The organism is Thalassobaculum sp. OXR-137 (genome assembly GCF_034377285.1).
Lineage (GTDB): Bacteria > Pseudomonadota > Alphaproteobacteria > Thalassobaculales > Thalassobaculaceae > Thalassobaculum.
Map to the genome: position 1 here is coordinate 3,698,784 of NZ_CP139715.1, position 26,157 is coordinate 3,724,940.

The 26,157-nt window shown below is 68.8% G+C and carries 25 protein-coding genes and 1 tRNA gene; 15 read left to right on the forward strand and 11 right to left on the reverse strand.

Annotation, left to right across the window (positions count from 1 at the left end; genetic code table 11):
• Nucleotides 1–100: 100 nt before the first annotated feature.
• Nucleotides 101–439: a P-II family nitrogen regulator gene (locus T8K17_RS17105; protein ID WP_028794676.1), complete on the reverse strand. Its 339-nt coding sequence runs from the start codon at nucleotides 437–439 to the stop codon at nucleotides 101–103.
• A gap of 232 nt (nucleotides 440–671) precedes the next feature.
• Nucleotides 672–1,844 carry a pyridoxal phosphate-dependent aminotransferase gene (locus tag T8K17_RS17110; RefSeq protein ID WP_322330948.1) on the reverse strand — a complete coding sequence of 391 codons (1,173 nt, stop codon included), beginning with the start codon at nucleotides 1,842–1,844 and terminating at the stop codon, nucleotides 672–674.
• 141 nt (nucleotides 1,845–1,985) lie between these two features.
• Here T8K17_RS17110 and T8K17_RS17115 point away from each other — a divergent pair, with 141 nt between their 5' ends.
• On the forward strand, nucleotides 1,986–2,738 hold the full coding sequence (locus tag T8K17_RS17115) for a dienelactone hydrolase family protein (protein WP_322330949.1): 753 nt from the start codon (nucleotides 1,986–1,988) through the stop codon (nucleotides 2,736–2,738).
• A gap of 104 nt (nucleotides 2,739–2,842) precedes the next feature.
• Here T8K17_RS17115 and T8K17_RS17120 read toward each other — a convergent pair whose 3' ends face one another.
• Nucleotides 2,843–3,043, reverse strand: coding sequence for a hypothetical protein (locus T8K17_RS17120; protein WP_322330950.1), 201 nt, complete (start codon nucleotides 3,041–3,043; stop codon nucleotides 2,843–2,845).
• 181 nt (nucleotides 3,044–3,224) lie between these two features.
• Between T8K17_RS17120 and T8K17_RS17125 the strand changes: the two genes are divergently transcribed.
• The 4 genes from T8K17_RS17125 to T8K17_RS17140 all read left to right on the forward strand — a co-directional run bounded on the left by T8K17_RS17125 (nucleotide 3,225) and on the right by T8K17_RS17140 (nucleotide 7,016).
• Complete coding sequence (locus T8K17_RS17125; RefSeq protein ID WP_322330951.1) at nucleotides 3,225–4,118, forward strand: LysR family transcriptional regulator; 894 nt, start codon at nucleotides 3,225–3,227, stop codon at nucleotides 4,116–4,118.
• 87 nt (nucleotides 4,119–4,205) lie between these two features.
• On the forward strand, nucleotides 4,206–5,390 hold the full coding sequence (locus T8K17_RS17130) for an aminotransferase (protein WP_322330952.1): 1,185 nt from the start codon (nucleotides 4,206–4,208) through the stop codon (nucleotides 5,388–5,390).
• Nucleotides 5,391–5,457: 67 nt separating this feature from the next.
• Nucleotides 5,458–5,534, forward strand: a tRNA-His gene (locus T8K17_RS17135).
• A 132-nt stretch (nucleotides 5,535–5,666) separates the two neighbouring features.
• Nucleotides 5,667–7,016, forward strand: a complete 1,350-nt coding sequence (locus T8K17_RS17140) for an NAD(P)H-hydrate dehydratase (protein WP_322330953.1) — start codon at nucleotides 5,667–5,669, stop codon at nucleotides 7,014–7,016.
• Here the strand turns inward: T8K17_RS17140 and T8K17_RS17145 are convergent.
• From T8K17_RS17145 to T8K17_RS17170, 6 genes are all read right to left on the reverse strand, one after another.
• Entirely contained in the window at nucleotides 6,987–7,418 is a 432-nt protein-coding gene (locus T8K17_RS17145; protein ID WP_322330954.1) for a cyclic nucleotide-binding domain-containing protein, read from the reverse strand. The genes T8K17_RS17140 and T8K17_RS17145 overlap by 30 nt on opposite strands.
• A gap of 122 nt (nucleotides 7,419–7,540) precedes the next feature.
• Entirely contained in the window at nucleotides 7,541–7,933 is a 393-nt protein-coding gene (locus tag T8K17_RS17150; RefSeq protein WP_322330955.1) for a cyclic nucleotide-binding domain-containing protein, read from the reverse strand.
• Between the two features lie 83 nt (nucleotides 7,934–8,016).
• Entirely contained in the window at nucleotides 8,017–8,538 is a 522-nt protein-coding gene (locus T8K17_RS17155) for a gluconokinase (RefSeq protein WP_322330956.1), read from the reverse strand.
• On the reverse strand, nucleotides 8,535–9,926 hold the full coding sequence (gndA, locus tag T8K17_RS17160; protein WP_322330957.1) for an NADP-dependent phosphogluconate dehydrogenase: 1,392 nt from the start codon (nucleotides 9,924–9,926) through the stop codon (nucleotides 8,535–8,537). The genes T8K17_RS17155 and gndA overlap by 4 nt, the downstream gene beginning before the upstream one ends.
• 8 nt (nucleotides 9,927–9,934) lie before the next feature.
• On the reverse strand, nucleotides 9,935–11,233 hold the full coding sequence (locus tag T8K17_RS17165) for an FAD-binding oxidoreductase (RefSeq protein ID WP_322330958.1): 1,299 nt from the start codon (nucleotides 11,231–11,233) through the stop codon (nucleotides 9,935–9,937).
• A 69-nt stretch (nucleotides 11,234–11,302) separates the two neighbouring features.
• The gene (locus T8K17_RS17170; RefSeq protein ID WP_322330959.1) at nucleotides 11,303–13,372 is read right to left on the reverse strand and encodes an EAL domain-containing protein; all 2,070 of its coding nucleotides are present in this window, start codon (nucleotides 13,370–13,372) and stop codon (nucleotides 11,303–11,305) included.
• Nucleotides 13,373–13,528: 156 nt separating this feature from the next.
• Here T8K17_RS17170 and T8K17_RS17175 point away from each other — a divergent pair, with 156 nt between their 5' ends.
• Nucleotides 13,529–14,821, forward strand: a complete 1,293-nt coding sequence (locus tag T8K17_RS17175) for a pentapeptide repeat-containing protein (protein ID WP_322330960.1) — start codon at nucleotides 13,529–13,531, stop codon at nucleotides 14,819–14,821.
• Nucleotides 14,822–15,183: 362 nt separating this feature from the next.
• On the opposite strand, the gene T8K17_RS17180 is transcribed toward T8K17_RS17175, so the two are convergent.
• Nucleotides 15,184–15,792, reverse strand: a complete 609-nt coding sequence (locus T8K17_RS17180) for a tetratricopeptide repeat protein (RefSeq protein ID WP_322330961.1) — start codon at nucleotides 15,790–15,792, stop codon at nucleotides 15,184–15,186.
• Between the two features lie 154 nt (nucleotides 15,793–15,946).
• Between T8K17_RS17180 and T8K17_RS17185 the strand changes: the two genes are divergently transcribed.
• The gene (locus T8K17_RS17185; RefSeq protein WP_322330962.1) at nucleotides 15,947–16,531 is read left to right on the forward strand and encodes a MarR family winged helix-turn-helix transcriptional regulator; all 585 of its coding nucleotides are present in this window, start codon (nucleotides 15,947–15,949) and stop codon (nucleotides 16,529–16,531) included.
• 121 nt (nucleotides 16,532–16,652) lie between these two features.
• On the forward strand, nucleotides 16,653–17,573 hold the full coding sequence (locus tag T8K17_RS17190) for a 2-dehydropantoate 2-reductase (protein WP_322330963.1): 921 nt from the start codon (nucleotides 16,653–16,655) through the stop codon (nucleotides 17,571–17,573).
• A 155-nt stretch (nucleotides 17,574–17,728) separates the two neighbouring features.
• On the opposite strand, the gene T8K17_RS17195 is transcribed toward T8K17_RS17190, so the two are convergent.
• Nucleotides 17,729–18,589: a phytanoyl-CoA dioxygenase family protein gene (locus tag T8K17_RS17195; RefSeq protein WP_322330964.1), complete on the reverse strand. Its 861-nt coding sequence runs from the start codon at nucleotides 18,587–18,589 to the stop codon at nucleotides 17,729–17,731.
• 297 nt (nucleotides 18,590–18,886) lie between these two features.
• Between T8K17_RS17195 and argS the strand changes: the two genes are divergently transcribed.
• From argS to T8K17_RS17230, 7 genes are read left to right on the forward strand one after another with little or no spacing between them, the layout of a single operon-like run.
• Nucleotides 18,887–20,641, forward strand: coding sequence for an arginine--tRNA ligase (gene argS / locus T8K17_RS17200; RefSeq protein ID WP_322330965.1), 1,755 nt, complete (start codon nucleotides 18,887–18,889; stop codon nucleotides 20,639–20,641).
• Complete coding sequence (locus T8K17_RS17205; protein WP_322330966.1) at nucleotides 20,638–21,630, forward strand: SPOR domain-containing protein; 993 nt, start codon at nucleotides 20,638–20,640, stop codon at nucleotides 21,628–21,630. The genes argS and T8K17_RS17205 overlap by 4 nt, the downstream gene beginning before the upstream one ends.
• A gap of 1 nt (nucleotide 21,631) precedes the next feature.
• A complete protein-coding gene (gene nagZ / locus T8K17_RS17210; protein ID WP_322330967.1) occupies nucleotides 21,632–22,681 on the forward strand; it encodes a beta-N-acetylhexosaminidase in 1,050 nt (349 codons plus the stop codon).
• Complete coding sequence (locus T8K17_RS17215) at nucleotides 22,681–23,373, forward strand: site-2 protease family protein (RefSeq protein ID WP_322330968.1); 693 nt, start codon at nucleotides 22,681–22,683, stop codon at nucleotides 23,371–23,373. Before nagZ ends, T8K17_RS17215 begins: the two co-directional genes overlap by 1 nt.
• 30 nt (nucleotides 23,374–23,403) lie before the next feature.
• A complete protein-coding gene (locus T8K17_RS17220) occupies nucleotides 23,404–24,210 on the forward strand; it encodes a ScpA family protein (protein ID WP_322330969.1) in 807 nt (268 codons plus the stop codon).
• Nucleotides 24,210–24,917 (forward strand): SMC-Scp complex subunit ScpB, encoded by a 708-nt coding sequence (scpB, locus tag T8K17_RS17225; RefSeq protein ID WP_322330970.1) that lies wholly within the window; start codon nucleotides 24,210–24,212, stop codon nucleotides 24,915–24,917. The genes T8K17_RS17220 and scpB overlap by 1 nt, the downstream gene beginning before the upstream one ends.
• A 47-nt stretch (nucleotides 24,918–24,964) precedes the next feature.
• The gene (locus T8K17_RS17230; protein ID WP_322330971.1) at nucleotides 24,965–26,098 is read left to right on the forward strand and encodes an ABC transporter ATP-binding protein; all 1,134 of its coding nucleotides are present in this window, start codon (nucleotides 24,965–24,967) and stop codon (nucleotides 26,096–26,098) included.
• The last annotated feature ends 59 nt before the right edge of the window (nucleotides 26,099–26,157 follow it).

The window sequence follows — 26,157 nt, forward strand, 5'->3', positions numbered from 1 at the left end:
TCCTAACGTTGCCGTGGCGCCCCAGGACATGCCATGGGGGCCACACTCCCTCTCGATATGCCGGCCTGTTTGGACCGGCGCGTCGGGCCGCGAAGGCCCGTCAGATCGCGTCCGTGCCGGTCTCGCCCGTACGAATACGAACAATTTCATCGACGGTCGAGACGAAGATCTTTCCGTCCCCGATCCGTCCGGTGTGGGCCGCGCTCTGGATGGCTTCGACCGCCCGTTCGACCTGGCCGTCCTCCATCACGATCTCCACCTTCACCTTGGGCAGAAAGTCCACGACGTACTCGGCGCCGCGGTACAGCTCGGTGTGACCCTTCTGCCGTCCGAATCCTTTCGCCTCAGTCACCGTGATCCCCTGGATCCCGATCTCATGGAGCGCTTCCTTAACCTCGTCGAGTTTGAACGGTTTGATGATCGCCTCGACCTTCTTCATGGGTCCGTGCCTTCGGTGTTGCGTGCGAATGCCCCACCGGGTGGCGGGGCAACGTGGTGGTTAGCACGGTGTGTGCCAACCCTCGCACCTTGGTTAGAGCCTTGATTTCCAAGCCTTCGGCCCGGATATCGGCGGGAGCGTTCGGGATAGTGTGCCTGAATTTTCGCCATTCGCATAAAACTCAGTCAACAGTCGCCCGCACCTTGTGCAAACGCCCCCGCCCTGCCGATTGTCAGTCCGCCAGCATCTCCTTGATGCGCCGGATCGCCTCGCGGATGTTCTCGGTTGAATTGGCATAGGAGAAGCGCAGATAGCCCTCTCCGTAGGCGCCGAAACTGGTGCCGGCGATCACCGCCACACCGGCCTCCTCGAGCAGCCGGGTCTGCAGCGCCTTCGCACCCAGGCCCGTGCCCTCGATGTTCGGAAAGGCGTAGAAGGCGCCGCCCGGCTCCACACAGCGGAAGCCCGGGATCTGGTTCAGCTCACCGACGATCACCCGGCGGCGGTCGTCGAACGCCTTCACCATCTCCTTCACCGCGTCCTGCGGGCCGTCCAGGGCCGCGAGACCGGCGAACTGGGTCGGGGCGTTGACGCAGCTGTGGCAGTTCACCGCCAGCTTCTCCGCGTGTCCGAAGACCGCCTTCGGCCAGACCGAGAAGCCGAGGCGCCAGCCGGTCATGGCATAGGTCTTCGACCAGCCGTCCAGCAGGATCACCCGGTCGGCGATCTCCGGATAGGTCAGCAGGCTCACATGCTCGCGGCCGTCATACAGCATCTGGCTGTAGATCTCGTCCGACAGCAGATAGACGTTCGGCCACTTCTGCAGGCCGGCCACCAGCTTGTCGATCTCCTCCTTCGGCACCGCGCCGCCGGTCGGATTGGCCGGCGAGTTGAGGATGATCAGGCTGGTCTTGTCGGTGATCTTGGCCAGCATTTCCTCGGCGGAGAAGGCGAAGCCGTTCTCTTCCGACAGCCGGTACGGCACCGGCTTGGCGCCGGAGAACTTCACCGAGCTCTCGTAGATCGGGAAGCCGGGGTTGGGATACAGGATCTCGGTGCCGGGCTGGCCGAAGATCAGGCAGGCGAAGAACATGGTCGGCTTGCCGCCCGGCATGATCATGACCGTGTCCGGATCGACGGTGACGCCGTGGCGGGTGTTCAGGTCGCGGGCCACCGCCTGGCGGAGCTGCGGGATGCCGGCGGCCGGCGTGTAGCCGTGATGGCCGTCGCGCAGGGCCTTGATGCCGGCCTCCACGATATGCTCCGGCGTTTTGAAATCGGGCTGGCCGATGCCGAGGTTGATGATGTCCTTGCCGGAGGCGGCAAGCGCGTTGGCGCGGGCGAGCACTTCAAAGGCGGTCTCGGTGCCGAGAACGGACATCCGGTCAGCGAGCATGGCGGGCATCGGGCGGTTCCTCGAAATCGTTCGTGTCTCAGGTGCGTTCTGGCGACGCTCGGAGCGGCAGTGATACGCTGCCGGCCGGAAAACCGCCAGACAGCGAAATCCAACAGAAACACGTCTGCCATCCAGAGGAAACAGCCGCACATGATCGAAGTCGTCGAGGACATCACCACCCCCGATGGGGCGATGGAGACCTTTATCGTCCGCCCGGAACGCGCCAGGGAAAACGGGGACCCGTATCCGGCCGTGCTGATGCTGATGGATGCGCCGGGAATCCGCGAGGAGCTGTACGACATGGCCCGGCGGCTGGCCACGGTCGGATACTGCGTGCTGCTGCCGAATTTGTACTACCGCGCCGGCCGCGACACGAAATACGGCCCGCATGTCCTGACCGCGGGCAGCGACGACCACACCGCCATGCGGGCGATACGCACCAAGATGACGATTCCGCCGGTGATGTCCGATGTGCAGGTGATGTTCGACCATATCGACAGGGCCGGCATCGCCCGGCCGGGGCCGGTCGGCGTGCACGGCTACTGCATGAGCGGGCCGTATGCCCTGGCGGCGGCGGCCCGCTATCCCGACCGGGTGGCGGCGGCGGCCTCGTTCTACGGCACGTGGATCGTCAGCGACGCGGTGGAAAGTCCGCACGCCACCCTCGGCCAGGCCAAGGGCGAGCTCTATATAAGCTGTGCGGAGACCGACGATCTGGCGCCGCCGGACATGGTGGCCGAGCTGAAGCGGCTGTTCGACGCGTCAGGGGCGAAGGGGGAGCTGGAGGTGCATCCGGGCACCCATCACGGCTTCGCGTTCCCGAGCCGCTGGTGCTACGACAAGCAGGCCGGCGAACGGCATTGGGAGCGTCTCATCGCGCTCTATCGCCGGACTCTCGAATAAAACTCATGTTGCGATGCAGCATGAATTATCCAGGTGCCGAAACAAGTACGGCGCCGCCCCGGGGCGGGGGCGGCGCCGCTCTTTCGGTAGCCGTTAAGCAGGGACTAAACGGCTGCCGGATGGGCTCCGCCATGGGAGGCGGATTTGGTGTTGGTGAAGAGCGAGACGACCGGCTTGGTCAGCGCGGCGTAAGCGCTGCGGAACGCGGACTGAACCGCGAGCGCGCGCATCCGGCGACCGGCAGCGATGCCGCGCGCGATGTCTTGCTCGGTGATGGTGCGCATCTGGATCGTCTGGGTGGTCATGGCGTGTCTCCTGTCTGGGGCAACGCGGCGTGTTCCGTACCGGTGCCGTTCGTTGCTGATCACCAAGATGGTCTTCGCAACGCACAATGACAAATTCGTAATTCAAAGAAGTGAATTTAGAAAAATCAATAATGCTCCGCACCCGGATCGGGGGTGACGGGCGGGCCGAGAGGAGCTTCCGATGATCACCCTGCGCCAGGTCCGATACTTCCTCGCCGTCGCCGAGACCGAGAAGGTCTCCGCCGCCGCCACCAATCTGGGGATCTCCCAGTCGGCCATCACCCTGTCGGTGAAGGAGTTGGAGAACCAGCTCGGCGTCACCCTGTTCGAGCGCCGGGTCGGCGGCGTGGCGCTCACCCGCGAGGGGCAGAACTTCATCGCCCATGCCCGCAACATCGAGGCGGCGGTCGCCGACGCGGTCGCCGACATGCACCCGGACCGCACCGACGTGGAGGGAACGGTCAAGCTGGGGGTGACCAATGCCGGGGCCGGCTACTTCCTGGTGCCGCCGCTGGCCCGGTTCCAGCGGGCGTTCCCCAACGTGAAGGTCCAGCTTCTGGAGCGCGAGCGCGAGGAGATGGAGCGGCAGGTGCTGTCCGGCACGGTGGATATCGCGCTGCTGCTGACCTCCAACCTGTCGAACGCCCCGGACCTGGAGCATCGCGGCCTGTTCCAGAGCCCGCGCGGCGCCTGGGTGGCGACAAACCATCCGCTGGCGAGCCGCGACACGGTCAGCCGGGCCGACGTGATCGAGTACCCCTACGTGCTCTACCAGATCGACGAGGCCGACCGCTCGTCCCGCGAATACCTGGCCGCCTCCGGCCTGGAGCCCAAGGTGCTGTTCGAGACCACGTCCCTGGAGGCGCTGCGCAGCATGGTCGCCACGGGGCAGGGGGTGACGATCCTGTCAAAGATGCTGTTCCGCCCCTGGTCGCTGGATGGCGGCCGGCTGGAATGGGTCCCGATCATCGACGCGCCGCCGCCGATGGAGATTGGCCTGGTCTGGCGCAAAGGCCACGAATTCTCCGCCGCCGAGGCCCGGCTGGTGGAGTATCTGGAGGCGGCGGTGCGCTAGCGGTGCGGGGATCTCCGGGGCCCGTTGCCGCCCGCGTCCCCCGGTGCTAAACCGCGCGACCCATATTGACGCACGGGGGACCGCCCGATGAAGGCCGCCAATTCGCTCCTGTCCTCCTACGGCACCACGGTGTTCGAGGTGATGTCGCGGCTCGCCATCGAGCACAAGGCGATCAATCTCGGCCAGGGCTTCCCCGACGACCGCGGCCCGGACCCGGTGCTGGAGCAGGCCTCCAAGGCGCTGTACGACCCGCCGAACCAGTATCCGCCGATGATGGGCGTGCCCGAGCTGCGCCAGGCGGTCGCCGCCCACAACAAGCGGTTCTACGGCCTCGATGTCGACTGGCAGAAGGAGGTCATGGTCTCCACCGGCGCCACCGAGGCGCTGGCGGCCTGCTTCCTGGCGCTGATCGAGCCCGGCGACGAGGTCGTCGTCATCGAGCCGCTCTACGACTGCTATCTGCCGATGATCCGGCGGGCCGGCGGCATTCCGCGCCCGGTGCGGCTGACCCCGCCGGAATGGAAGCTCGACCTGGAGGCCCTGGAGGCGTCGTTCAGCGACCGCACCAAGATGATCGTGGTCAACGATCCGCAGAACCCGGCCTCGAAGGTCTACAGCCGCGAGGAACTGACGGCGATCGCCGATCTCTGCCAGAAGTACGACGCCTACGCCCTGTGCGACGAGGCCTACGAGCATCTGGCCTTCGACGGCCGCCCGCATATCCCGCTGATGACCCTGGACGGCATGCGCGAGCGCTGCGTGCGGATCGGCTCGGCCGGCAAGACCTTCTCGCTGACCGGCTGGAAGGTCGGCTACGTCACCGCGCCGGAGCACTTGCTGGGACCGATCTCCAAGGCGCACCAGTTCCTGGTCTTCACCACCGCGCCGAACCTGCAGCGCGCGGTCGCCTTCGGGCTGAACCAGGACGATTCGTATTTCGACGGGCTGCGCGACGAGATGGCGCGGCGCCGCGACCGGCTGACCGAGGGCCTGACCTCCATCGGCCTGGCGCCGGTGACCTGCCAGGGCACGTATTTCCTGTTCGTCGACGTCGCCGCCCATCTCTACGACGCGGAGACGGACGAGGGGTTCTGCCGCCGGCTGGTGACCGATGCCGGGGTGGCCGCCGTCCCGGTCTCCGCCTTCTATCTCGACCCGCAGAGCGCGCCGCGGAACTACATCCGTTTCTGCTTCGCCAAGCAGGACCCGGTGCTCGACGGGGCGGTGGAGAAGCTGGGAACGTATTTGAAGGAGGTCGGCCTCGGCATTTAGGTTGACGCCAGGGCGGGGCTGGAATAACAAACGCCTCCGCCGAGCCGAGATGGTTCGGCGCCCGGTGGCGGGTGTAGCTCAGGTGGTTAGAGCGCCAGATTGTGGCTCTGGAGGCCGTGGGTTCGAGTCCCATCACTCGCCCCAATTCCCTACACTGTCGGCATGACATGGCCGACAGAGACGGGTCCGACGACGCGCGATACTCTGCTCTCCTGCGAGCAGATGGGCGCCTGCGATCGGTTCACCATTGAAAAGAGAACGACCGGGTTCACCCTCATGCTCCGTGCGGGGCAGGGGGCGGCGCGCCGTATCCGCCGGGCCTTTCGGCCGGGCCGGGTGCTGGTCGCCTGCGGACCGGGCAACAACGGCGGCGACGGGTTCGTCATCGCCCATGACCTGCGCGCTCATGGCTGGGAGGTCACGGTCGCGCTGCTCGGCGCCCGCGACCGGCTGACAGGCGATGCGGCGGAAGCGGCGGCCTATTGGGACGGCCCGATCGAAATGCTGACGGCGGAGCGCGTCGAGTCGGCCGAGATCTTCGTGGACGCGCTGTTCGGCGCCGGACTGACCCGCCCGGTCGAGGGCGTGGCCGCCGAGGTGCTGGACCGGGCCGCCACGCGGTCGGCGGGCGGCGGGCTGACGGTCGTCGCCGTCGACGTGCCCAGCGGCGTGCACGGCGATACCGGCCAGGTCCTCGGCACGGCCTGTCCGGCCGACCTGACGGTCACCTTTCACTGTCTGAAACCCGGCCACCTGCTGCATCCGGGGGGCCGGCTGTGCGGCGGCATCCGGGTCGTCGATATCGGCATCGACCCGGCCGCTCCGGCGCTGACCGAGCCGGCGGCGCGGATGATCTCGCCGCGGCTTTGGGACGGGCTGCTGACCCCGGCGGGTCCGGACGATCACAAATACACTCGCGGCCACGTGCTGGTGCTGGCCGGCGCCATGCCCGGCGCGGCGCGGCTGGCCGCCCGCTCGGCCCGGCATATGGGGGCGGGGCTGGTGACGGTCTGCGCGCCCGAGGAGGCTGTCCCTCTGATCGCCGGCGATGCGCCAGGACTGATCGTGCAGGAGATCCCCTACGACCTGGAAGCCTTCGTGGCGGGCCGCAAGGTGGCGGCCATCGTCGTCGGGCCGGGTCTGGGACGGGGTGCCGATGCCAGACGGCTGGTGGAGGCTGCGATGGCCTGCGTCGTGCCGACGGTGTTGGATGCCGACGTGTTCTCGCTGTTCGCCGGCGGACGCCTGCCGCGTGGCGGGCCGGCGGTGCTGACGCCCCATGGTGGCGAGTTCTCGCGGCTCTTTGCCAAGCTGGACCCACGCCAGATCGGCCGGATCGCGGCGGTCAGTCGGGCGGCGGCCAACTGCGGCCACACGGTTCTGCTCAAAGGGCCCGACAGCACGGTGGCGGCCCCGGACGGCCGCTGCGCGATCCTCGACGGCGCGCCGGCAACCCTGGCGACCGGCGGCACCGGAGACGTGCTGGCCGGCGCAATCGGCGCGTTGCTGGCGCGCGGCCTGCCGGGCTTCGAGGCGGCCTGCGCCGGTGCCTGGTTCCACCGCGAGGCGGCCCGCTGGCTGGGCGGGACGGCGCTGCTACCCGAGGATCTCGCCGACGCCCTTTGAGGGTCGCGGCGCATGCTCGATCTGCGGCTGGCCGAAGGCGATGTCCGTGGTCTTATCCAGCTTCCGCACCACGTGTTTCAGCAGCAGCTTCGTCAGGGTATGGCTGGAGTCCATCACCGCCTCGATCTGGTCCGGCGCCACCTCCAGGGCGGTGACCGGCGAGATCGCGCGGGCGCCGCGGGTGTGCGTCGCCCCCTCGATCACGGCCAACTCGCCGACGACCTCGCCCGGACCGAGCCGGGCCAGGGACACCGTACGGGCGCCGGCAATCTGATACACCTCGACCGTCCCGTCCTCGATGAGGAACAGACTGGTGGCGGCATCTCCTTGTTCGAACAGGCATTCGTTTGGCTCGAAGTAGTACTTCGAGACGGTCAGGCCTTCGCCCTGGTTGGATCGCACCGCTGTGTTCCTAAGGTTAGAGCCCCTGGCCGGACTACGCGCTCAGCGAAGCCGGGTTCCCGGTGAGTATGCGTTTTAAATCCATCGGCTCCGCGCAGGGCTGCTCAGAACCCGAATGAGGATCAGGCCGGACGCTTCGTATGCCCGAAGGCGACGTCGTTGGTGCGGTGCAGCTTGCGGACCACGCGCTTGAGGATCATGCGGATCAGGGCGGGGCTTTCCGCCAGGCTCTGGTCGAGCTGACCGGGGTCGACCTTGAGGGCCGCCACGGGAGTTACGGCACGGACGCTGCGGGTGTGGGGTATGCCTTCGATCAATGCCAGCTCGCCGACGACATCGCCCTTACCCAGCCGGGCGACGGTGCTTACCCGCGCGCCCGAGGCGCGGAAGACCTCCACGACGCCTTCCTCGATCAGAAAGATCCCGGTCGGCGGCTCTCCTTCAGAGAACAGGGTCTCGTTGGCCTCGTAAAAGACCTTCGCGACTTTCAGCCCGCTGTCTGTCTTCGCTGCCACCGCAGCCTCCTCTCGGGTCGGGACGCGACACGGTGTCCCACTACCTCAGATGTGGTCGCGGGGGCGCCCCGCTATGCGGCATTTCAGCCGGAGGCGTCGGCACCGCCCAGTTCCGCCAGGATGTCGTCGACGCACTGTTCAGGCGGCCGGGTGACGTCCACCGTGATCGCATCCTCGTCGCCGGAGGGTGGCTCCAGGGTTGCGATCTGGGAGGTCAGCAGGCTGGTCGGCATGTAGTGGTCGACCCGCTTCTCCATCCTGGCGCGGATCAGCGCCTCGTCGCCGGCCAGCCGGACAAGCCGCACGTCGGCGCGGTCGCCGACCAGGATCGCCCGGTAACGCCGCTTCAGAGCCGAGCAGGACACGACCATGCCGGTGCCCGCTGCCCGCCAGCGGTCGATATCGGCGGCGATGGCGGCCAGCCAGGGACCGCGGTCGGCGTCGTCCAGCGGCGTACCGGCCCGCATTTTCTCTACATTGGCCGGCGGATGGTAGCTGTCCCCCTCCGCATAGCCCCAGCCCAGCCGCTCGGCCAGCAGGGTGCCGATGGTGGTCTTGCCGACCCCGGACACACCCATCATGACGACGACGATGGGGGCGCTCATGAGCCGCTCCAGTCCGCGTGGTGGTTGCCGGGTGCGTCGAGGCGCTCGAAGGTATGGGCGCCGAACTTGTCGCGCAGGCCCTGCAGGAAGTCGGCCGGCACCCGGGCGCGCACCATCCCGTCATGCCAGGACAGGGAAGAGGTGAGGGCAGGGACGGCGTAGCCGGCGCCGATGCCCGCCGCCGCCGTCCTGCGCAGACCGGGCAGGGTCTCGGCCAGCTCGGCACGCAGGGAGGGGGCGGCCAGCGGATGGGTGCCGGGTGCCAGACCGGCGAAGGCTTCGGCCAGCCGGTCGAGCAGCGGAGCGCGCAGGATACAGCCGGCCCGCCAAACCTTCGCGACCGCCACCGGGTCCACCTTCCAGCCGTCACGCGCATCGGCAGCGGCGATCAGGACGAAACCCTGGAGGAAGGAGAGCAGGGTGGCGGCGCGGAAGGCGGCCTCAAGATCGGCCGGGTCGATCTGCACCGCTTCCGGTGCCTTTGCCGCCAGTACCTGCCGCTCGTCGCGGGCGGCGGAGACGGCGCGGGCGAAGACGGCTTCGGCGATCGACGGAGCGGCCACGCCCAGGTCCAGCGCCGCAAGGGAGGCCCAGCGGCCGGTGCCCTTCTGGCCGGCGCGGTCGACCACCTTGTCCAGCAGCGGTGCGCCGTTGCTGTCGCGGGTGCGCACCACATCGGCGGCGATCTCCACCAGATACCCGCCGCCCGGGCCGCGGTTCCAGGTGGCGAAGGTCTCACCGATCCGGTCCACGTCCATCGACAGGCCATGACGCATCAGGTCGTAGGCCTCGGCCAGGGCCTGCATGACGGCGTATTCGATGCCGTTATGGACGGTCTTCACGAAATGTCCGGCGGCCCCGCCGCCAAGCCGGTCGCAGCACGGCGTGCCGTCGGCGGCCCGGGCCGCGACCGCCTGCAGGGTCGGCGCGACCCGGTCCCAGGCTGCGGCGTCGCCGCCGGCCATCAGCGCGGGCCCTCGGCGCGCGCCTTCCTCGCCGCCGGACACGCCGAGGCCGATCAGGTGGATGCCGTCCGCCGCCAGTGCCTCCTGACGCCGCGCGGTGTCGACGGCGTCGGTGTTGCCGCCGTCGACGATGACGTCTCCCGCCTCCAGATGCGGGCGCAGGGCCGCAATCACCGCGTCCACGGCGGCACCGGCGGTCACCATCAGCAGCACCGCCCGCGGACTGGCGAGCCGGCGCGCGAGATCCGCCGCGTCGTCGGCCCAGATGGTGCCGTCGGGCAGCTCGGCGCGCGCTCTGGCGGCGAGGGCGCCGTCGCGCTCCCACGCCACCAGGGGCACGGCGTGGTCGGCCAGGTTCAGCGCCAGGTTCCGGCCCATGGTGCCGAGGCCGATGATCCCCAGCGGGGCGATGTTCTGCGTCATGACCGTTCCTATCCCAGGCTCTCGCGCCAAGCGTCGCGGGCCTGATATCCCCAATAGACCATCTGGGCGTACCAGGCGCCGATCGGTCCGCCCACCGGGGTGAGGCCGAAAGGCTTGAACAGCTCCCAGCGGTCGTCGCCCTCGGCGATGGCGGAGGCGACCAGCTCGCCGCCCATGGTGGTCGTCGCCATGCCGTGGCCGCCATAGCCCTGGCTGTACCACACGCCGGGGCGCAGGCGGCCGATCTGCGGCATCTTGTGGGCGGCATAGCCCATGGTGCCGGGCCAGGCGACCTCTGCCTTCAGGTCGGAGAGCTGCGGATACACCTTCTTCAGGTCGGCCATCATGATGTCGGAGAGATGGGACGGGTTGGTCCAGCGGCTGATCCGTCCGCCCCACAGGATCCGGGTGTCGGGCAGGGGCCGGTAGTAGTCGCTGGCGAAGCGGGTGTCGCCGACCCCGTTGGGCAGGCCCATGACCTCGGTCAGGCGGTCGCCGACCGGCTCGGTCAGCACCACATAGGTGCCGATCGGCAGGGTCGCCGCCGACAGGCGCGGCACCAGTCCCTCGATATAGCCCGAGCAGCAGACGACCACCTGCTCGGCCCGGATCGTGCCGGTGGCGGTGTGGACCAGCTTCGGGTCGCGGCCGAGTTCGATCAGGGTCGCCGGCGTGTTCTCGAAGATCCGCGCGCCGGCATTGGCCGCCAGCCGCGCGTTGCCACGGGTGAAGTTCAGCGAGTGGAAGGTAAAGCCCTTGGGCCGCCACATCCCCTCGTAGTAGCGCGGGCTGCGCCAGATCGAGCGGACCTTCGCGCGGTCCCAGACCTCGATATTCGCGCCGACCAGTTCGTTCATCCAGTCGGCCTCGCGCTTCACGCCGTCCGGATCGTCGAACCAGGAACAGGTGACGCGGCCGTCGACGATCGGCGCCACGCCGCCGGCGATGGCATCGGCCCGCTTGCGCACAAGGGCGACACCCATCTCGCTCAGTTTGTAGAGCCGCAGGGCGTGTTCCTTGCCGACCCGCGAGATCAGCGCGCTCAGACCCCGTGAGAAGCCGGCGCCGACGAAGCCGCCGTTGCGCCCGGACGCGCCCCAGCCGATCCGCCGCGCCTCGACCAGCGCGACCGATTTGCCGCGCTCGGCGAGGCCCAGGGCGGTGGAGACGCCCGCCATGCCGCCGCCGACGACGCAGACCTCGACGTCCAGGTCGCCGTCCAGCGCGGGGAAGGGCGGACCGTCATCGCGTGTCCGGCTGTAGTAGCTGTCGATATACCCGTCGAGCCCGGTGCTGTTCGATTGCATGCGTCCTCCCTGCCTTGCCGGCGGAGTTTAGCGGGGAGCGGGCGCGTGATGAACGATGGAGAATGCCGGTCAGGCGCGGCGGATGGCGGGATCGGCGGATCCGGCCGACAGGGCCTCGGCCGCCGCCGGGTCCAGGGGCGCGCCGAAGATCGCGCCGGACGCCGTGGTGCATCCGCAGTCCCGCAGAAACGCGAGCTCCTCGGCCGTCTGCACCCCCTCGGCGCCGACGGTGCGGCCGAGCGCCTGGGCGAAGGCGATGGCGGCGGAGACGCTCTCGTCCAGCGGGCCGAGGGTGCGGGTGGACAGGATCACGTGGCCGAACGGCTGGCGCGCCAGGGCCAGCATCGGGTTGCCGCCCGCCCCGAATCCGGTGAGGCCCAGATCGACCCCGAGGCCGGCGAGCGCCGCCAGCACGTCCGCTGCCGAGTCAGGATCGGCGCCGAGGGCTGTCTCGCCGATGGTCAGTTGCAGGGTTCCGGCCGGCAGGCGGCTGCGCTCCAGCACCTCGCCCACGATGTCGACCAGATCGGGCTGAAGCAGCATGTCGGGCGTGAGAGGCACGGATATCCGAGGGCTCCGCGCCCAGCCGGCAGCCACGTGGCAGCTATCCCGGAGCAGTCTTTCGCACAGGTCGATTGCCAGACCCTCGGCCGCCGCCGCCAGTGCGGCATCCGGCGGTCGCTCCGAGAACGGTGCGCCCAGCAAGGGGCGGCCGAGACTGTCGAACAGGCAGGCCTGGAAGCCGGCGAGCTCCTGATCGGCGAGAGACCGCATCGGCAGCAGGCGCAGGTACAGTCGGTCGTGTTCCAGGTCCCGGCGCAGCGCCCGGGCCGCCTCCCGGCGGGCTTCGAAAAAGCTGTCGATGTCCCGGCTGCCGCGCGCCATCGGCGCCACCGGCGCGCGCGACTGGACACGCAGCCCGTGCTCCGCCGCCTGCAACAGCGTATCGGCGTCGTTGCCGGTATCCGGATAGACGGCCAGGCCTGCCCGGCACTTCGGCATAACGGTCGTGCCGGCAGCGTTGAGCGACCGTCCGCCACGGGCCACCAGCCGGGCCGCTTCGCCCTCGAAGGCGGCGGCGTCCTCGGGATTGGGTACGACCAGCGCGAATGTCGTATCGTCGAACCGCGACAGGACGCAGGTCTCCGGCACCAACCCTCCGAGGCGGATCGCCAGCCGTCGGATCACGCTGTCCCGCACGACCGAGCCGAACTCGATGCCGAAATCCGCCAGGTTGGCGACCCGCAGAAGTACCAGGCCGACCCGGCGGCCGTCGCGCTTCGCGCCGCGGATCTGCGCGCTCAGGATCTGCTGGAGGGCGCCTCGATTGGGAAGGCCGGTCATCTCGTCCAGCAGCGACAGCCGCTCGAGGCGCTCCTCGGCGGCGGTGGCATGGGTCACGTCGATGCCGACGGTAAGCACCCGCTGCACGCGCCCCTTGGCGTCGTGCATGGCCGCCCGCGTGGTCATGAAGGTCCGCGTTCGTCCGTCGGCGTCGATCAGCTTTTCCGGACCGAGTTGGGAGATGGCTGCACCCGTGGCGATCCGCCGGTCGGCGGTGTCGATCGGCCTGCCGGCTTCCGGTCCGAGCAGGTCGACGGCCGATCGGCCGACCGCATCCTGCGGGTCGATGCCGAACACATCGCCCTGGTAGGCGTTGACGAATTCATAGGTCCCGTCCGGCGTCTTGGCGCTGACCATGGCCGGCATGCCGCTCAGCACGGCGTCTAGCAGGGCACGGGAGTCCCGGGCCATCCGGTCGGCCTGCAGCCGGTCCGTGGCGTCGAGCAGGGCGAAGACACAGACGATATCGTCGCCGAGGCGATGGGCGCTGGCCTGAATGTCGACGGTAAAGGCCGTGGCGTCGCGGCGCAGGGCGCGCCGACGGGTGGCGCCGATGGCGATCTCGGGCGCGTCCGGATCGCCGCCGAGCTTGAAGGTGATCCCAGGGATGACCGCGGCGATGGGCCGGTCCAGCAGCTCCACCTCGGACAGCCCGAGCACGTCGCGGGTGTGCTGGGTCGTCATCACGATGCGGCCTGCGCGATCCGTGGCGACGATGAGCAGGGGGAAGGCCCCGATCACCCGTTCCAGCGTCCGAATCGTGTCGTAGAGCGACGCGAGCGTAAGCCCTGTCATCCGACGTCCAACCAGATAATTAGATTCCGTGCCGACCGTCAGGCTCCCATTTTGCTTTAAGAATAGCAATTGATTTCGGTATTTCAGTTCTAGATACTGAATAGGGAAGGCCGTTTGGCCTGGGGTGCTTTCTGCAGAACGCATGGAGCTGTCCACATGAAAGCCGAGAGACAAAGTCGAGAGTTGGAGCGCCTGTCCCAGGAGGATCTGGACGGGCTGATCCGGCGCCATATCCGGTTCCGCAACGGTCGCCTGGGCGGCGCACGGGCGGTTCTGTCGTTCTTCGACCTGTCCTGGCTCGACTTCCACGGCGCCGATCTGACGGATGCCGATTTCACTGGCGCGTCCCTGTCGCGGGCATCGCTGGTCGGCGCGACGCTCGACTATGCCTCGCTGTTTGCCGTCGACCTGCGCGGTGCCAATCTCGACGGCGCCAGCATGATCAAGACCGACCTACGCGGCGTCTGCCTGCGCGGCGCCCGGCTCGTCGGCGCCACGCTGATCGATGCGGACCTGCGCGAAAGCCATCTGGCGGAAACCAAGGAAGCGGATCGCGACCTGCATTGGATCGACATCGATCCGTCGGTCTCCGAACTGCACCAGGCCGATCTGGCCGGCGCCGATCTGACCCGGGCGAAGATTTCCGGCGCGATCTGCGTCAACGCCAACTTGTCCGACGCGATCCTCAAGGATGCCAAGCTGATCCGCTGCAACCTGCGCGGCGCCAACCTGAGCGGCGCCAATCTCGACGGTGCGGATCTGAGCTGGGCCAGCCTGGAGAAGGCGGTGCTGCGCGACGCGGTGTTCACGCGGATCACCACCAATATGACCGAACTGGGCGGGGCCGACCTGACCGGCGCCCTGACCGACCGGGCGGCCGGCCGCACGGCGGAGGACCTCGACACGCCTCTGGACCTGCTTTTGGACCGGCACGAGACCTGGGTGGCGTCGTCCAGCGCCGAGGGCGCCCAGCTCGACGTCTCCGGCATGGACCTGCGCGAGATGGAGGGGCTGGCCAGCAGCGATCTGACCGCCCTGATCGCCGAAGGTGCCGTATTCTGCGGCATGGACCTGACCGGCGTGCGCATGGCCGCCGGCCGGCTCGGCCGGGCCGACCTGCGCTTTACCGCCATGGATGGTGCCGACCTGCGCGGCGCCGACCTGTCCGGTGCACGGCTGCAGAACGCCCGCCTCGCGGGCGCCAGCCTGCGCTCGCTGGTCACCGACACCGGCCGCAGTGTGGCCACGCGCCTCGCCGGCGCCGATCTGCGGTTCGCCGACCTGCGCGGTGTCGATCTGCGCGGGGCGGACCTGTGCAAGGCCGACCTGTCCCATGCCGTGCTGCAAGGGACGGATCTGCGGGGCGCCGACCTGAGCGACGCCCTTCTTGCCGATCCCACCCGGGCCGGCGCCCGTGTGGACGAGACGACCCGGTTGCCCTTCCGGTAACCGGCGTGCGTGACTTCCCTATCCGAGAGTTCCTGCCTCAGACCCGCTTCGGCGGGTCCTTTTTTGTCCGAATCGAAAAGACGGGATTTTATGAAGAAAAACCGTTGTTTAGACGGGAAAACTCAGGAGAAGGATTTATTGGAAATCGTCCGGGGCGGTTGCTACCGTCTGTCCACGATGAGTTGAGGGAAACGCCCATCGCCGCATCGGCCGCCTAGCGACGGGGCCGCCGGTCGGATGTGACAGAAACTGCCTCGGGGAGCGCCCAACAGGCTACCCCGCGCGACGGCCAGCCGCATCATCCCAACCGCCCAGCGCTGGCCGTCGCACCCCTTTTTCGGGATGCGAGGAGAGAACTGCGTTCAGCGCCAGAGCGATCCGGCAGGGGCCGTCGTAGGCAGGGAGGTGTCGAGCAGCACCGGGGCGGCCGGATCGGCCACTGGGGCCGTGGGCGTCTCGGTGGTGACGGCATTCGCCAGGGACGGTCCGGACAGGGCCGCCGGGGTCGCATCTGTGGCGGGCACGCCGTCGCGCAGGGTCAGGGCGATGCGCTGTCCGTCGCGCGCGGCGGCATGGGCCGGGTCGAGGCTGAGCACGGCCGCATAGAGTGCGAGCGCCTCGTCCGGGCGCTGCAGGTCCATCATCACATCGGCCAGACCGGCGGCGGCGTCGATGTCGTCGGGGTCGATATCCAGGGCCGCTGTCAGAAGGGTGGCGGCCTGTTCCGCCGCGCCCAGCCGGGCGGCCAGTAGGCCCCAGCCGGTCAGCGGCGCGCTTTCCCAGGGGAACGCCTCCTGGGCGCGCTGATACAGCGCGATTGCCATCCGGTTGTCGCCCCGCGCCTCGGCCGCCTGGGCCATGGACAGCAGGCTTGCAGGCCCGGTCTCGTCCGCCACCGCAACACGCGGGCCACCGGAAATCGCCATCGCGGCGATCAGCAGCATCCCAGCCAGTACGATCGAACGTCCCACGTCAGCCTCGCCCCCGAGTCCGTCTGTGATATGCGATTCGACTTCGATAATCCGAAGGTAAATCGAACATATCGCTTTTCATTCTGTAATATATTTCCGAGAGTGTTAATAATTTCTTACCTGCGAGGGACGGCGGGCCTGTAGGAGGTTACGAATGCGCGACGCGAGCATGCGCGCGGTCGAGGTGTCCGGCACGGAGACGGATCGCCCCGACGCGCAGCGCGAAACCGGGCAGGCCCAGGGCGAAGCCGGAGAAGCCCGGCGCGGCGGTGACCCTGACGCGGCGGAGATCGCTGCGCTGTATTCCGATCTGACTGGGCTGCTGGAGCGGCTGCATCGCCGCCACCTGGACGTGGTGCGGCTGGCGCTGGAAGGCATGGGCGTCACGGAGATCAACGCCAGCCAGGGCCTGCTGCTGCTCTCCATCGGCGACGGCGAGGTTCCGGTGCGCGACCTGATCCAGCGCGGCTACTACCAGGCCAGTTCCGCGACCTACAACATCAAGAAGCTGGTCGATTATGGCTATCTGGAACAGATCCGCTCCGAGCACGACCGCCGGGCGGTGCGCCTGCGCGTCGGCGCGCCCGGACGCCATGTGGCCGACCGGCTGCGCGAACTCGACCAGCGGCTCGCCCGCATCGCCGTCGACGAGGAGGGACTGGCCGAGCCGCTGCAGGACGCCCTGCGGACGCTGAAGAAACTCGACCGGGTCTGGGCGGACTTCCTCAATTTCGGGTAGCGGGTCGCGCCATCCGCCTCGGCGCCGACCGCGCTAATTTCGCGCCGCGATAGACGACGGGTTCACTTTCCTTCGGAATCCGGGCTGTTATTGCACCTGGGGTGACGTCAGGAGAGGTTGGATGCGGATCGTGGTCATGGGCGCCGGCGGCGTCGGGGGATATTTCGGTGCCTATCTGGCGCAGGCGGGGCACGACGTGGCCTTCGTGGCGCGCGGGGCCCATCTGGAGGCGATGCGGCGCGACGGGCTGCGCCTTGAGGGCTCGCGCGGCGACATCGTCCTGCCCAAGGTGACGGCGACGGAGGATCCGGCAACCCTCGGCGGAACCGCCGACGTGATCCTGTTCGCGGTGAAGCTCTACGACACCGAGACGGCGGGGGTGACCCTGATGCCGATCGTCGGTCCCGAGACCATGGTGGTCACGTTGCAGAACGGCGTCGACGGGCCGGACCGGCTGGCCCAGGTGCTGGGCGCGCGCACGGTGCTGGGCGGGGCGGCCTATGTCTCCGCCCTGATCGCCGAGCCGGGGGTGGTGCGCTACACCTCCGACATGTCGCGGATCGTGTTCGGCGAGCTGGATGGGCGGGTATCGGAGCGGGCAACCCGGCTGGCGGAGGCCTGTGTCGCCGCCGGCTTCGCCGCCGACGTCTCCGCCGATATCCGCGCCACCCTGTGGGAGAAGTTCGTCCTGCTCGCCACCAACGCGGCGCTGACCTCCGTGCTGCGCAAGCCGGCGGGCGAGATCTATCACGATGCCGAACTCTCCGGCATCGCCCGCAGCATGATGGAGGAGGTGGCCGCCCTGGCGGCGGCGGAGGGGATCGCCATCAATCCTGACACGGTGGAGCGCTCGATCGCCCTGACCCGCAGCTTTCCGCCCGGCATGTATGCGTCGATGTATCACGACCTGGCGCGCGGCCGGCGGATCGAAGCGGAGAGCCTGTCCGGCCTGGTCTCGCGACTGGGACGGGCCCGGGGCGTGCCGGTGCCGCTCCACACCATGGCCTGGGCCGCGCTGAAACCCTGGGTCAATGGCGGGTAGCGCCTGCTCCTCATCATAAAACACTCCCCGGCCTTGTGCCGGGGCGAGACAAAAGGCCAGATGGGCGCCGAACGGTTTATTTTGGCGCCCGTCGCATCCTTGACCTTGCCCCGGCACAAGGCCGGGGAGTGAAGTTTCTTAGAGGGAAATGAGCCTTACGCCATCTTCCGCCGGCCGCTTTCCTTGGCTCCTTCGTACAGGATGCCCTCGCGCCGCCGGAATGCGTCGCGGCAGCGCTCGATGTCCGACGGCGCGAACCCGCCCTTGGGCCGTCCCGCCAGCTCGAAATGGCCGTAGCGGTCCGCGCCCCGCGCCAGAACGGCGATCGTCTTGGTTCCCGAACTCTGCCGCATGCTCGGCTTGATGTAGCGCACGGCAAGTCCGATGCGGCGGTCGTCCGTCCGGTTCGGGTGTGAGGCGTGGAACATGCGGCCGTGATGCAGCGACATCTTGCCGGTCGGCAGGACGATGTTCACCGCGTCCTCGTCGTTCACGTCGACGGCGATCTCCTGGCCGCGGGTGAGCAGGTTGTCCGGGTCGAACGTGTCCTTGTGCGGCACGATCTGCTGCAGATGGCTGCCGGGCACGAAGCGCATGCAGCCGCTCTCGACCGTCGCCGGGGACAGCGCGACCCAGGCGGTGATCTGATCGGCGTCGTCGAGACCCCAATAGGTCAGATCCTGGTGCCAGGACACGAAGCTCTTGGTCTGCGGCTCCTTGATGAAGAACGAGCACCCCCAGACCAGCAGATCGTTACCCATGATCTCCGACACCGGGCCGGTCAGCGCCGGGTCGCGGACGATGTCGTAGAATTCCGGCAGGATCAGATGCGGCAGGCCCGTGACCATGGATTTCACTTCGGCGTCCGGTGCCGCGGCCTCTGCCTCCTCGAGGGTGCGCCGCAGGCTGATCGCCACATCCTCGGTCAGGGCGCGGATCGGATAGACGTAGCCGTCGCGCCGGAAGGCGTCGGCCAGGGAAGAGCGGATGCGAACGGAATGCGAAAGGACGGTCATGTTTCCTCCTGTCGGCCCCCCATTGTTTTTTTGAAGGCCTTGCCCGGATCTCCGCCCGGTGGCCGGCAGGGGGTGCGTCGGGATTATTGTTACACCACAGGTAGCGGCTGATAAGCCCGATCTTCGCGCGTCCGCGCGGCAGGGCTGAATCGCGGGCGGCTTGCCGCACTGCGAAATCCGTTGCGTTCCGCCCGTCGCAACGGCACTACACCGGGTAGGGAATCCGATGTCGGGGCTTGAATTCGCCGGCGCCGACATGACCTGTCACTGATGCATCGACCCGGGCAAGCGAATAGAATGAACATATTCAATTGGATGAAAGACGAGATTAAAGCTGTCCTGGAGAACATGGCTGTTCAGGAGGGCTGGCCCGAGGGGCTGCCGTTCGACCGCATCACCGCCGAGCCGCCGCGCGACGCCTCCCACGGCGATATCGCCACCAATGCCGCGATGGTGCTGGCGAAGCCGGTCGGCGCCAAGCCGCGCGCCATCGCCGAGCCCCTTGCCGAGGCGCTGAAGGGCCTGGACGCGGTCGACAGCGTCGAGGTCGCCGGCCCCGGGTTCATCAACATCCGCCTGTCGCCGTCGGTCTGGCAGACCCAGGTCGCCAAGATGCTGGAGGCGGGCACCGCCTACGGTTCCTCGGCCATGGGCGCCGGCCGCAAGGTGAATGTCGAATACGTCTCCGCCAACCCGACCGGCCCGCTGCACGCCGCCCATGCCCGTGGTGCGGTGTTCGGCGACGCCCTGGCCGCCCTGCTGGAGAAGGCCGGGTTCGAGGTGGCGCGCGAGTATTACATCAACGACGCCGGCGCCCAGGTGGATACGCTGGCCCGCTCCACCTACCTGCGCTACCGCGAGGCGCTGGGCGAGACGGTGACAATCCCGGACGGCCACTACCCCGGCGAATACCTGAAGGACGTGGGCAAGGCCATCGCCGAGCAGGACGGCGACAAGTGGCTGTCCGAGCCGGAAGACGCCTGGCTGGAGCCGATGCGCAGCTTCGCCATCAAGCTGATGATGGCCGATATCGAGAAGGATCTGATCGCACTCGGGATCCGCATGGACCGCTTCTCCTCCGAGCGTGCCCTGGTGGAGGACCGGGCCGTCGACCGGGTCCTGGCCAAGCTGGAAGCCGACGGGCTGGTCTACACCGGCGTGCTGGAACCGCCGAAGGGCAAGACCCCCGACGATTGGGAGCCGCGGCCGCAGCTTCTGTTCAAGGCGACCCAGTTCGGCGACGACGTCGACCGGCCGCTGAAGAAGTCGGACGGGTCGTGGACCTATTTCTCCAACGACATCGCCTATCACCTGGACAAGCTGGAGCGCGGCTTCCCCGAGATGATCGACGTCTGGGGCGCGGATCACGGCGGCTACGTGAAGCGCATGAAGGCGGCGGTCACCGCGATCACCGGCGGCAAGGGCGACCTGGACGTCAAGCTGTGCCAGCTCGTCCACCTGTTCGACGGCGGCAAGCCGGTGCGCATGTCGAAGCGCGCGGGCACCTTCGTGACCCTGGCCGACGTGCTGGAGGCCGTGGGGCCGGACGTGCTGCGGTTCATCATGCTGACCCGGCGCAACGACCAGACCCTGGAGTTCGATTACCAGAAGGTCAGCGAGCAGAGTCGGGACAATCCTGTGTTCTACGTGCAGTACGCCCATGCCCGGGCCTGTTCGGTGATTCGCAACGCCGGCGAGACGTTCGACGCGGAAACCCTCTCGGATGCCGCGCTGGCCAAGGCTTCCATGGGTTCCTTGACCGACCCGGACGAGATTGGTCTCATCAAACTGCTCGCGGGCTGGCCGCGCGTCGTGGAAAGCGCGGCGGAGGCGCACGAGCCGCATCGCGTCGCGTTCTATCTCGGTGACGTTGCCGCCGCGTTCCACGGCCTGTGGAACAAGGGCAGGGAAGATGCCCGGCTGCGCTTCATCCTGGAAGACGACTGCGATACGACCCTGGCCCGGATGGCCCTGGTGCGGGCGACGGCGACGGTGGTCGCGTCCGGTCTGGGGGTGATGGGCGTGACGCCGGTTGAGGAGCTGAGGGAATGAGCCAGGATGGCGACGGCCTGCACGCGGACGGATACGACCGTCCCGGTCCCCCGCCGGAACTGCGCGACCCGCCCCGCCGCTCGCGGGCGATCGGCGCGTTCCTGGCGACCTTCGCGCTCACGGCGTTCGCCGGGGTGGTCTGGTACGCCTATGACCGCGGGCTGCATGCCGGCAGCGAGGCGACCGCACCGCTGATCCAGGCCGATCCGTCGCCGATCAAGGTGCGTCCGGAGCAGCCGGGCGGCCTCGACGTGCCGAATCAGGACAAGCTGGTCTATGGCGCCCTGCGCCCGGGACAGGGCGAGGATTCCTCGGTCGAGCGGCTGCTGCCGCCGCCGGAGAAGCCGGCCGAACCGCCGGCTCCCGAGCCCGCCGCCGCGCCGGCGCCACAGCCGGGGGCGGCAGCGTCCGAAACGGCGTCCGGCACCGACGCACCGCCGCCGGCCGACGGCAATGCGGCCTCGACCACCGTGCCGATCCCGCCGCGCACGCCGCAATCGGCCCCGAGCACCGTTCAGGAAGGCTCCGGACAGACCACGACGCCGGGCACGCTGCAGCCGGTGCCGGCCCCGCAGCCGCAGGCCGGCGACATTCCACCGGCCAAGGCGCCCGAGCCTGCGACCACAGAGACCCAGGTGGCCGCCGCCGTGCCGCCGCCGGCGCCCGAGCCGAAGCCGGAACCGAAACCCGAGCCGGAAGCGAAGCCGACTCCGGCTCCCGCTCCGAAACCGGCCGCCAGCGGCAATTTCCGGGTGCAGCTCGGCGCCTTCCGCGACGAAGCCGCGGCCCGCAGCGAATGGAACCGCCTGACCAAGCGCTATCCGACCGTACTGGGCGGACTGGAACTGCGGATCCAGTCGGTCGATCTCGGCGCCGGCAAGGGCGTGTTCCATCGGATCCAGGGCGGCATGCTGAGCGAGGCTGCGGCGGAGAAGGCCTGCGCGTCCCTGAAGGCCCAGAACCAGGCCTGCCTGCTGGTCCGCCCGTAGCATGAGCCGGGCGATCGTCTTCGGCTGCGCCGGCACGGCGTTGAGCGACGAGGAGCGTGCGTTCTTCGCGGACGTCGATCCGTACGGCTTCATCCTGTTCGCCCGGAACATCGAGAGCCGCGAACAGGTCCGCGCCCTGGTGGGCGAATTGCGCGGCTGCGTCAGCCATCCCCACGCCCCGGTCCTGATCGACCAGGAGGGGGGACGGGTGCGCCGGATGCGCCCGCCGCACTGGCGCGACTATCTCGCCCCCGGCGTCTTTACCGATGCCTTTGCCACGAAGCCGCAGGAAGCGCTGGACGCCTTCGCCCTGTCGGCCGAGCTGATGGCGGCCGACCTCTACGAGATCGGCATCGACGTGGACTGCGTGCCGATGCTCGACGTGCGCCAGCCGGAATCCGACAAACAGGTGATCGGCGACCGGGCGCTGGGCGACGATCCGCAGACGGTCATCCGGCTCGGCGAGGCGATGGTCGCGGGGATCGAGCGGGCAGGGGTCTGCGGCGTGATCAAGCACATGCCCGGCCATGGCCGCTCGGTGGTCGACAGCCATCTGGACCTGCCCCGGATCGAGGCGTCGGCCGAGGAGCTGCGCGGAGTCGACTACGAACCCTTCCGGCATTTCGCCGACCGGGTGCCGTACGGCATGACCGGACATCTGCTCTACACCGCACTCGATGCGGACCGGCCTTCGACCCTGTCGCCGGCCGTGGTGCAGGACGTCATCCGCGGCGAGATCGGATTCGACGGGCTGCTGTTCACCGACGACATCTCCATGGGTGCGCTGTCGGAGGCCCGCGGCGGCGGTCCCATCGGCGACCGGTCGCGGCGATCGATCGAGGCCGGCTGCGACGTGCTCCTGCACTGCAACGGCGACATGACCGAGATGCGCGCGGTGGCCGAGGCGGTCGGCGCGCTCGACGGCGACGCGCTGCGCCGGGCGGACGTGGCCGACGCCCATCGGGCGAAGCTCGCCGCGGACCGGCGCCCGCTTGACGCCGACGCGCAGGCGGCCCGGCTGGAGGCGCTGCTGGCGGATCTGCGCGGATGATGGCGGATCTCGACATCGGCGGTTTCCTGATGAGCGCGTCGATCTGGGCGCTGCCGGTTCTGCTGGCGATCACCCTGCACGAGGCGGCGCACGGCTGGGCGGCGGCCAAGCTCGGCGATCCGACCGCCCGGCTGATGGGCCGGGTGACGCTGAATCCCTTCGCCCACGTGGATCTCGTCGGCACGGTCCTGATCCCGCTCGCCCTGCTGCTGATGAGCGCGCCGTTCCTGTTCGGCTATGCCAAGCCGGTGCCGGTGAACTTCTCCCGTCTGCGCAACCCGCGCCGCGACATGGCCCTGGTCGCCCTGGCCGGGCCGGCGTCCAACATCCTGCTGGCGGTTCTCGGCGCGCTGGCGTTCCACCTCGTGCCCCTGGTGCCCGACGTGGCCACCCTGTGGTCGGCGGAAATGCTGGAGCGGCTGGTGCTGCTGAACCTGATCCTGGCGGTGTTCAACATGCTGCCGATCCCGCCGCTGGACGGCGGCCGGATCCTGGTGTCGATCCTGCCGGACTGGGCGGCCTGGAAGGTCGCACGGCTGGAGCGTGCCGGACTCTTCATCGTCATCGGCGTGCTGTTCCTGCTACCGTATCTCGCCCACGAACTGGGGTATGATGTCGACATCGCCGGCGTGCTGATCTGGGTGCCGGTGGATTTCCTGATGTCGGTGATCGCGACCCTGACCGGTCACTGAGACCGGAAGCTGAGGAGGGGACGCGTCCCATTGGCGACCAGCGAACCGTTCGAGAGCGCGCAGCCTGACTACCGCCGGCCGGAGCCGGTGCAGCTCTCCCTGTTCCTCAACCTGGACGGATTCGAAGGCCCGATCGACGTGCTGCTGACCCTGGCGCGCGACCAGAAGGTCGACCTGCACCAGATCTCGATCCTGGCCCTGGCCGAACAGTACCTGCGGTTCGTCCAGCAGGCCCAGACGCTCAACCTCGAACTGGCCGCCGACTATCTGGTGATGGCCGCCTGGCTCGCCTATCTGAAGTCGCGGCTGCTGCTGCCGCCGGACGAGTCCGACGACGAGGAAATGGACCCCGCCGCCCTGGCCGAGGCCCTGCGGTTCCAGCTTCAGCGCCTGGAAGCGATGCAGGATGCCGGCCGCCGGTTGATGGGCCGGGCCCAGCTCGGCGTCGACGTCTTCGCCCGCGGCGCGCCGGAGAACATCGCCGCCCGGTCCCGCTCCGTCTACGACGTCACGCTTTACGACCTGCTGCGCGGCTACGGCGACCAGCATTCCCGGAAACAGCATCAGACCCTGCGCATCGCCGCGACCGATCTCTATGCGGTGGAGGACGCGGTGGAGCGGTTGGCGGCCTTCATCGGCCGGGTGCCGAAATGGCGCATGCTGTTCACCTTCCTGCCGGACGGGCTGCGCGGGTCGCTGCTGATCCGCTCTGCCCTGGCGTCGCACCTGGTTGCGGGGCTGCAGTTGGCGAAGGACGGGGCGGCGGAGCTGCGTCAGGACGAGACCTTCGGGCCGATCTGGCTGCGCTCGGCAGACGCACGGAAGGATTCCGCCTGATGGGCAAGGCGCCGAAGACCGACGACGAGGCCGAGCTTCCCGATCTTCTGGTCGACCCGGCCGAGCGGAACCGCTGGCTGCGATTCGTGGAGGCCCTGCTGTTCGCCAGCGCCGACCCGATCGACGAGGGCGAGTTGCGCCGCCGGGTGCCGGAGGAGATCAATGTCAGGCACCTGCTGAACGATCTGGCCGAGCACTATGCCGACCGGGGCGTGGTGCTGACCCGATCGGGAACCCGCTGGGCGTTCCGTACCGCCGTCGATCTTGGCCCGATGCTGCGCCACGAGCGGGCCCAGCGGCGCAAGCTGTCGCGGGCGGCGATCGAGACCCTGGCCATCATCGCCTATCACCAGCCCACCACCCGTGCGGAGATCGAGGAGATCCGCGGCGTCGCGCTGTCGAAGGGCACCATCGACACACTGTTGGAGGCCGGCTGGATCGCGCCGCGCGGCCGCCGCGAGACACCGGGACGTCCGCTGCAATGGGGCACGACCAACGCCTTCCTCGACCATTTCGGCCTGGAGTCGGTGAAGGAGTTGCCGGGGATCGAGGAACTGCGCGCCGCCGGCCTGCTGGATCGCCGCACGGGCGCCACCAGCATCGCCATGCAGCAGGAGGACCTGGAGGACGACGACGAGGAGGACGAGGACATCCAACTCGACTTCCTGCCCGACACCAACGATCCGGACGAGGGCGACCAGCCCTGACCGCGCCGCGCCTTGCCCTCGACCACCCCGATGGATATCTGTCTGCCATGACCGCCACAGCCCTTCAGTCTTCCGCGCCGGATCCGGCCCCGCAGCCGCGCGTTCCGCCGGCCCTCGCCATGACCGGCATCCGCCACGCCTATGGCGACGTGCAGGCGGTCGACGGGGTGGACGTGGCCGTGGCGCCGGGCGAGGTGGTGTGCCTGCTTGGACCGTCGGGCTGCGGCAAGACCACGATTCTGCGCCTGGCCGCCGGTCTGGAGGATCTGCAGGAGGGACGCGTCTCGCTCGACGGCAGGACTGTGGCGGGAGACGGAGCCAATCTGGCGCCGGAGAAGCGCGGCGTCGGGCTGGTGTTCCAGGATTATGCCCTGTTCCCGCATCTGGACGTGATGGGCAACGTGACCTTCGGGCTCACGGGCTGGCCCGCCGGCGACCGGATCGCCCGCGGTGTGGAAGTGCTGGAGATGGTCGGGCTCGCCGACATGGCGTCGGCCTATCCCCACGAGCTCTCCGGCGGCCAGCAGCAGCGGGTGGCGCTGGCCCGCGCGTTGGCGCCCAAACCCCGGGTCGTGCTGCTGGACGAGCCGTATTCCGGCCTGGACGCGCGGCTGCGCGACCGGGTGCGCGACGAGGTGCTGCATATCCTGAAATCCAGCGGGTCCGCCTGCCTGATGGTCACTCACGATTCCGAGGAGGCCATGTTCATGGCCGACCGGATCGCCGTCATGCGCAACGGGCGCATCGTTCAGCAGGGCAGCCCCGCGGATCTGTACTGCGCCCCGGCCGACGCCTTCGTGGCCGCCTTCTTCGGCGATGTGAACCTGATCGACGGGCAGGTGCGGGACGGGGAGGTCGACACCCTGGTCGGCCGGCTGCCGGCCCCCGGCCTCGCCGACGGTCAGCCGGTCTCGGTGGTGATCCGGCCGGAAGGGGTGCGGATCGAGACCCTCACCGACTCCTTCACCCGCGAGCCGCATGGCGAGGTCGAGCAGGCGCGGCTTCTGGGCAGGACCAGCCTGATCCACATGACCTTGCGCGGCGAGGGCCCGCGGATCGGCGAGGCGCTGCACCTGCACGCGCGGGTTCCCGGGGTATTTCTGCCCCGCCCGGGCGCCCGGGTCGTGATTTCGGTCGACCCGGCCCAGACCTTTGTGTTTCCTGCCCGAGACACCAATTAAGGGAACGGGCCGGAGTGCGTTGCCGCCCTTGGGGTTGGTCGTGTATGGTCCGCCCGAAT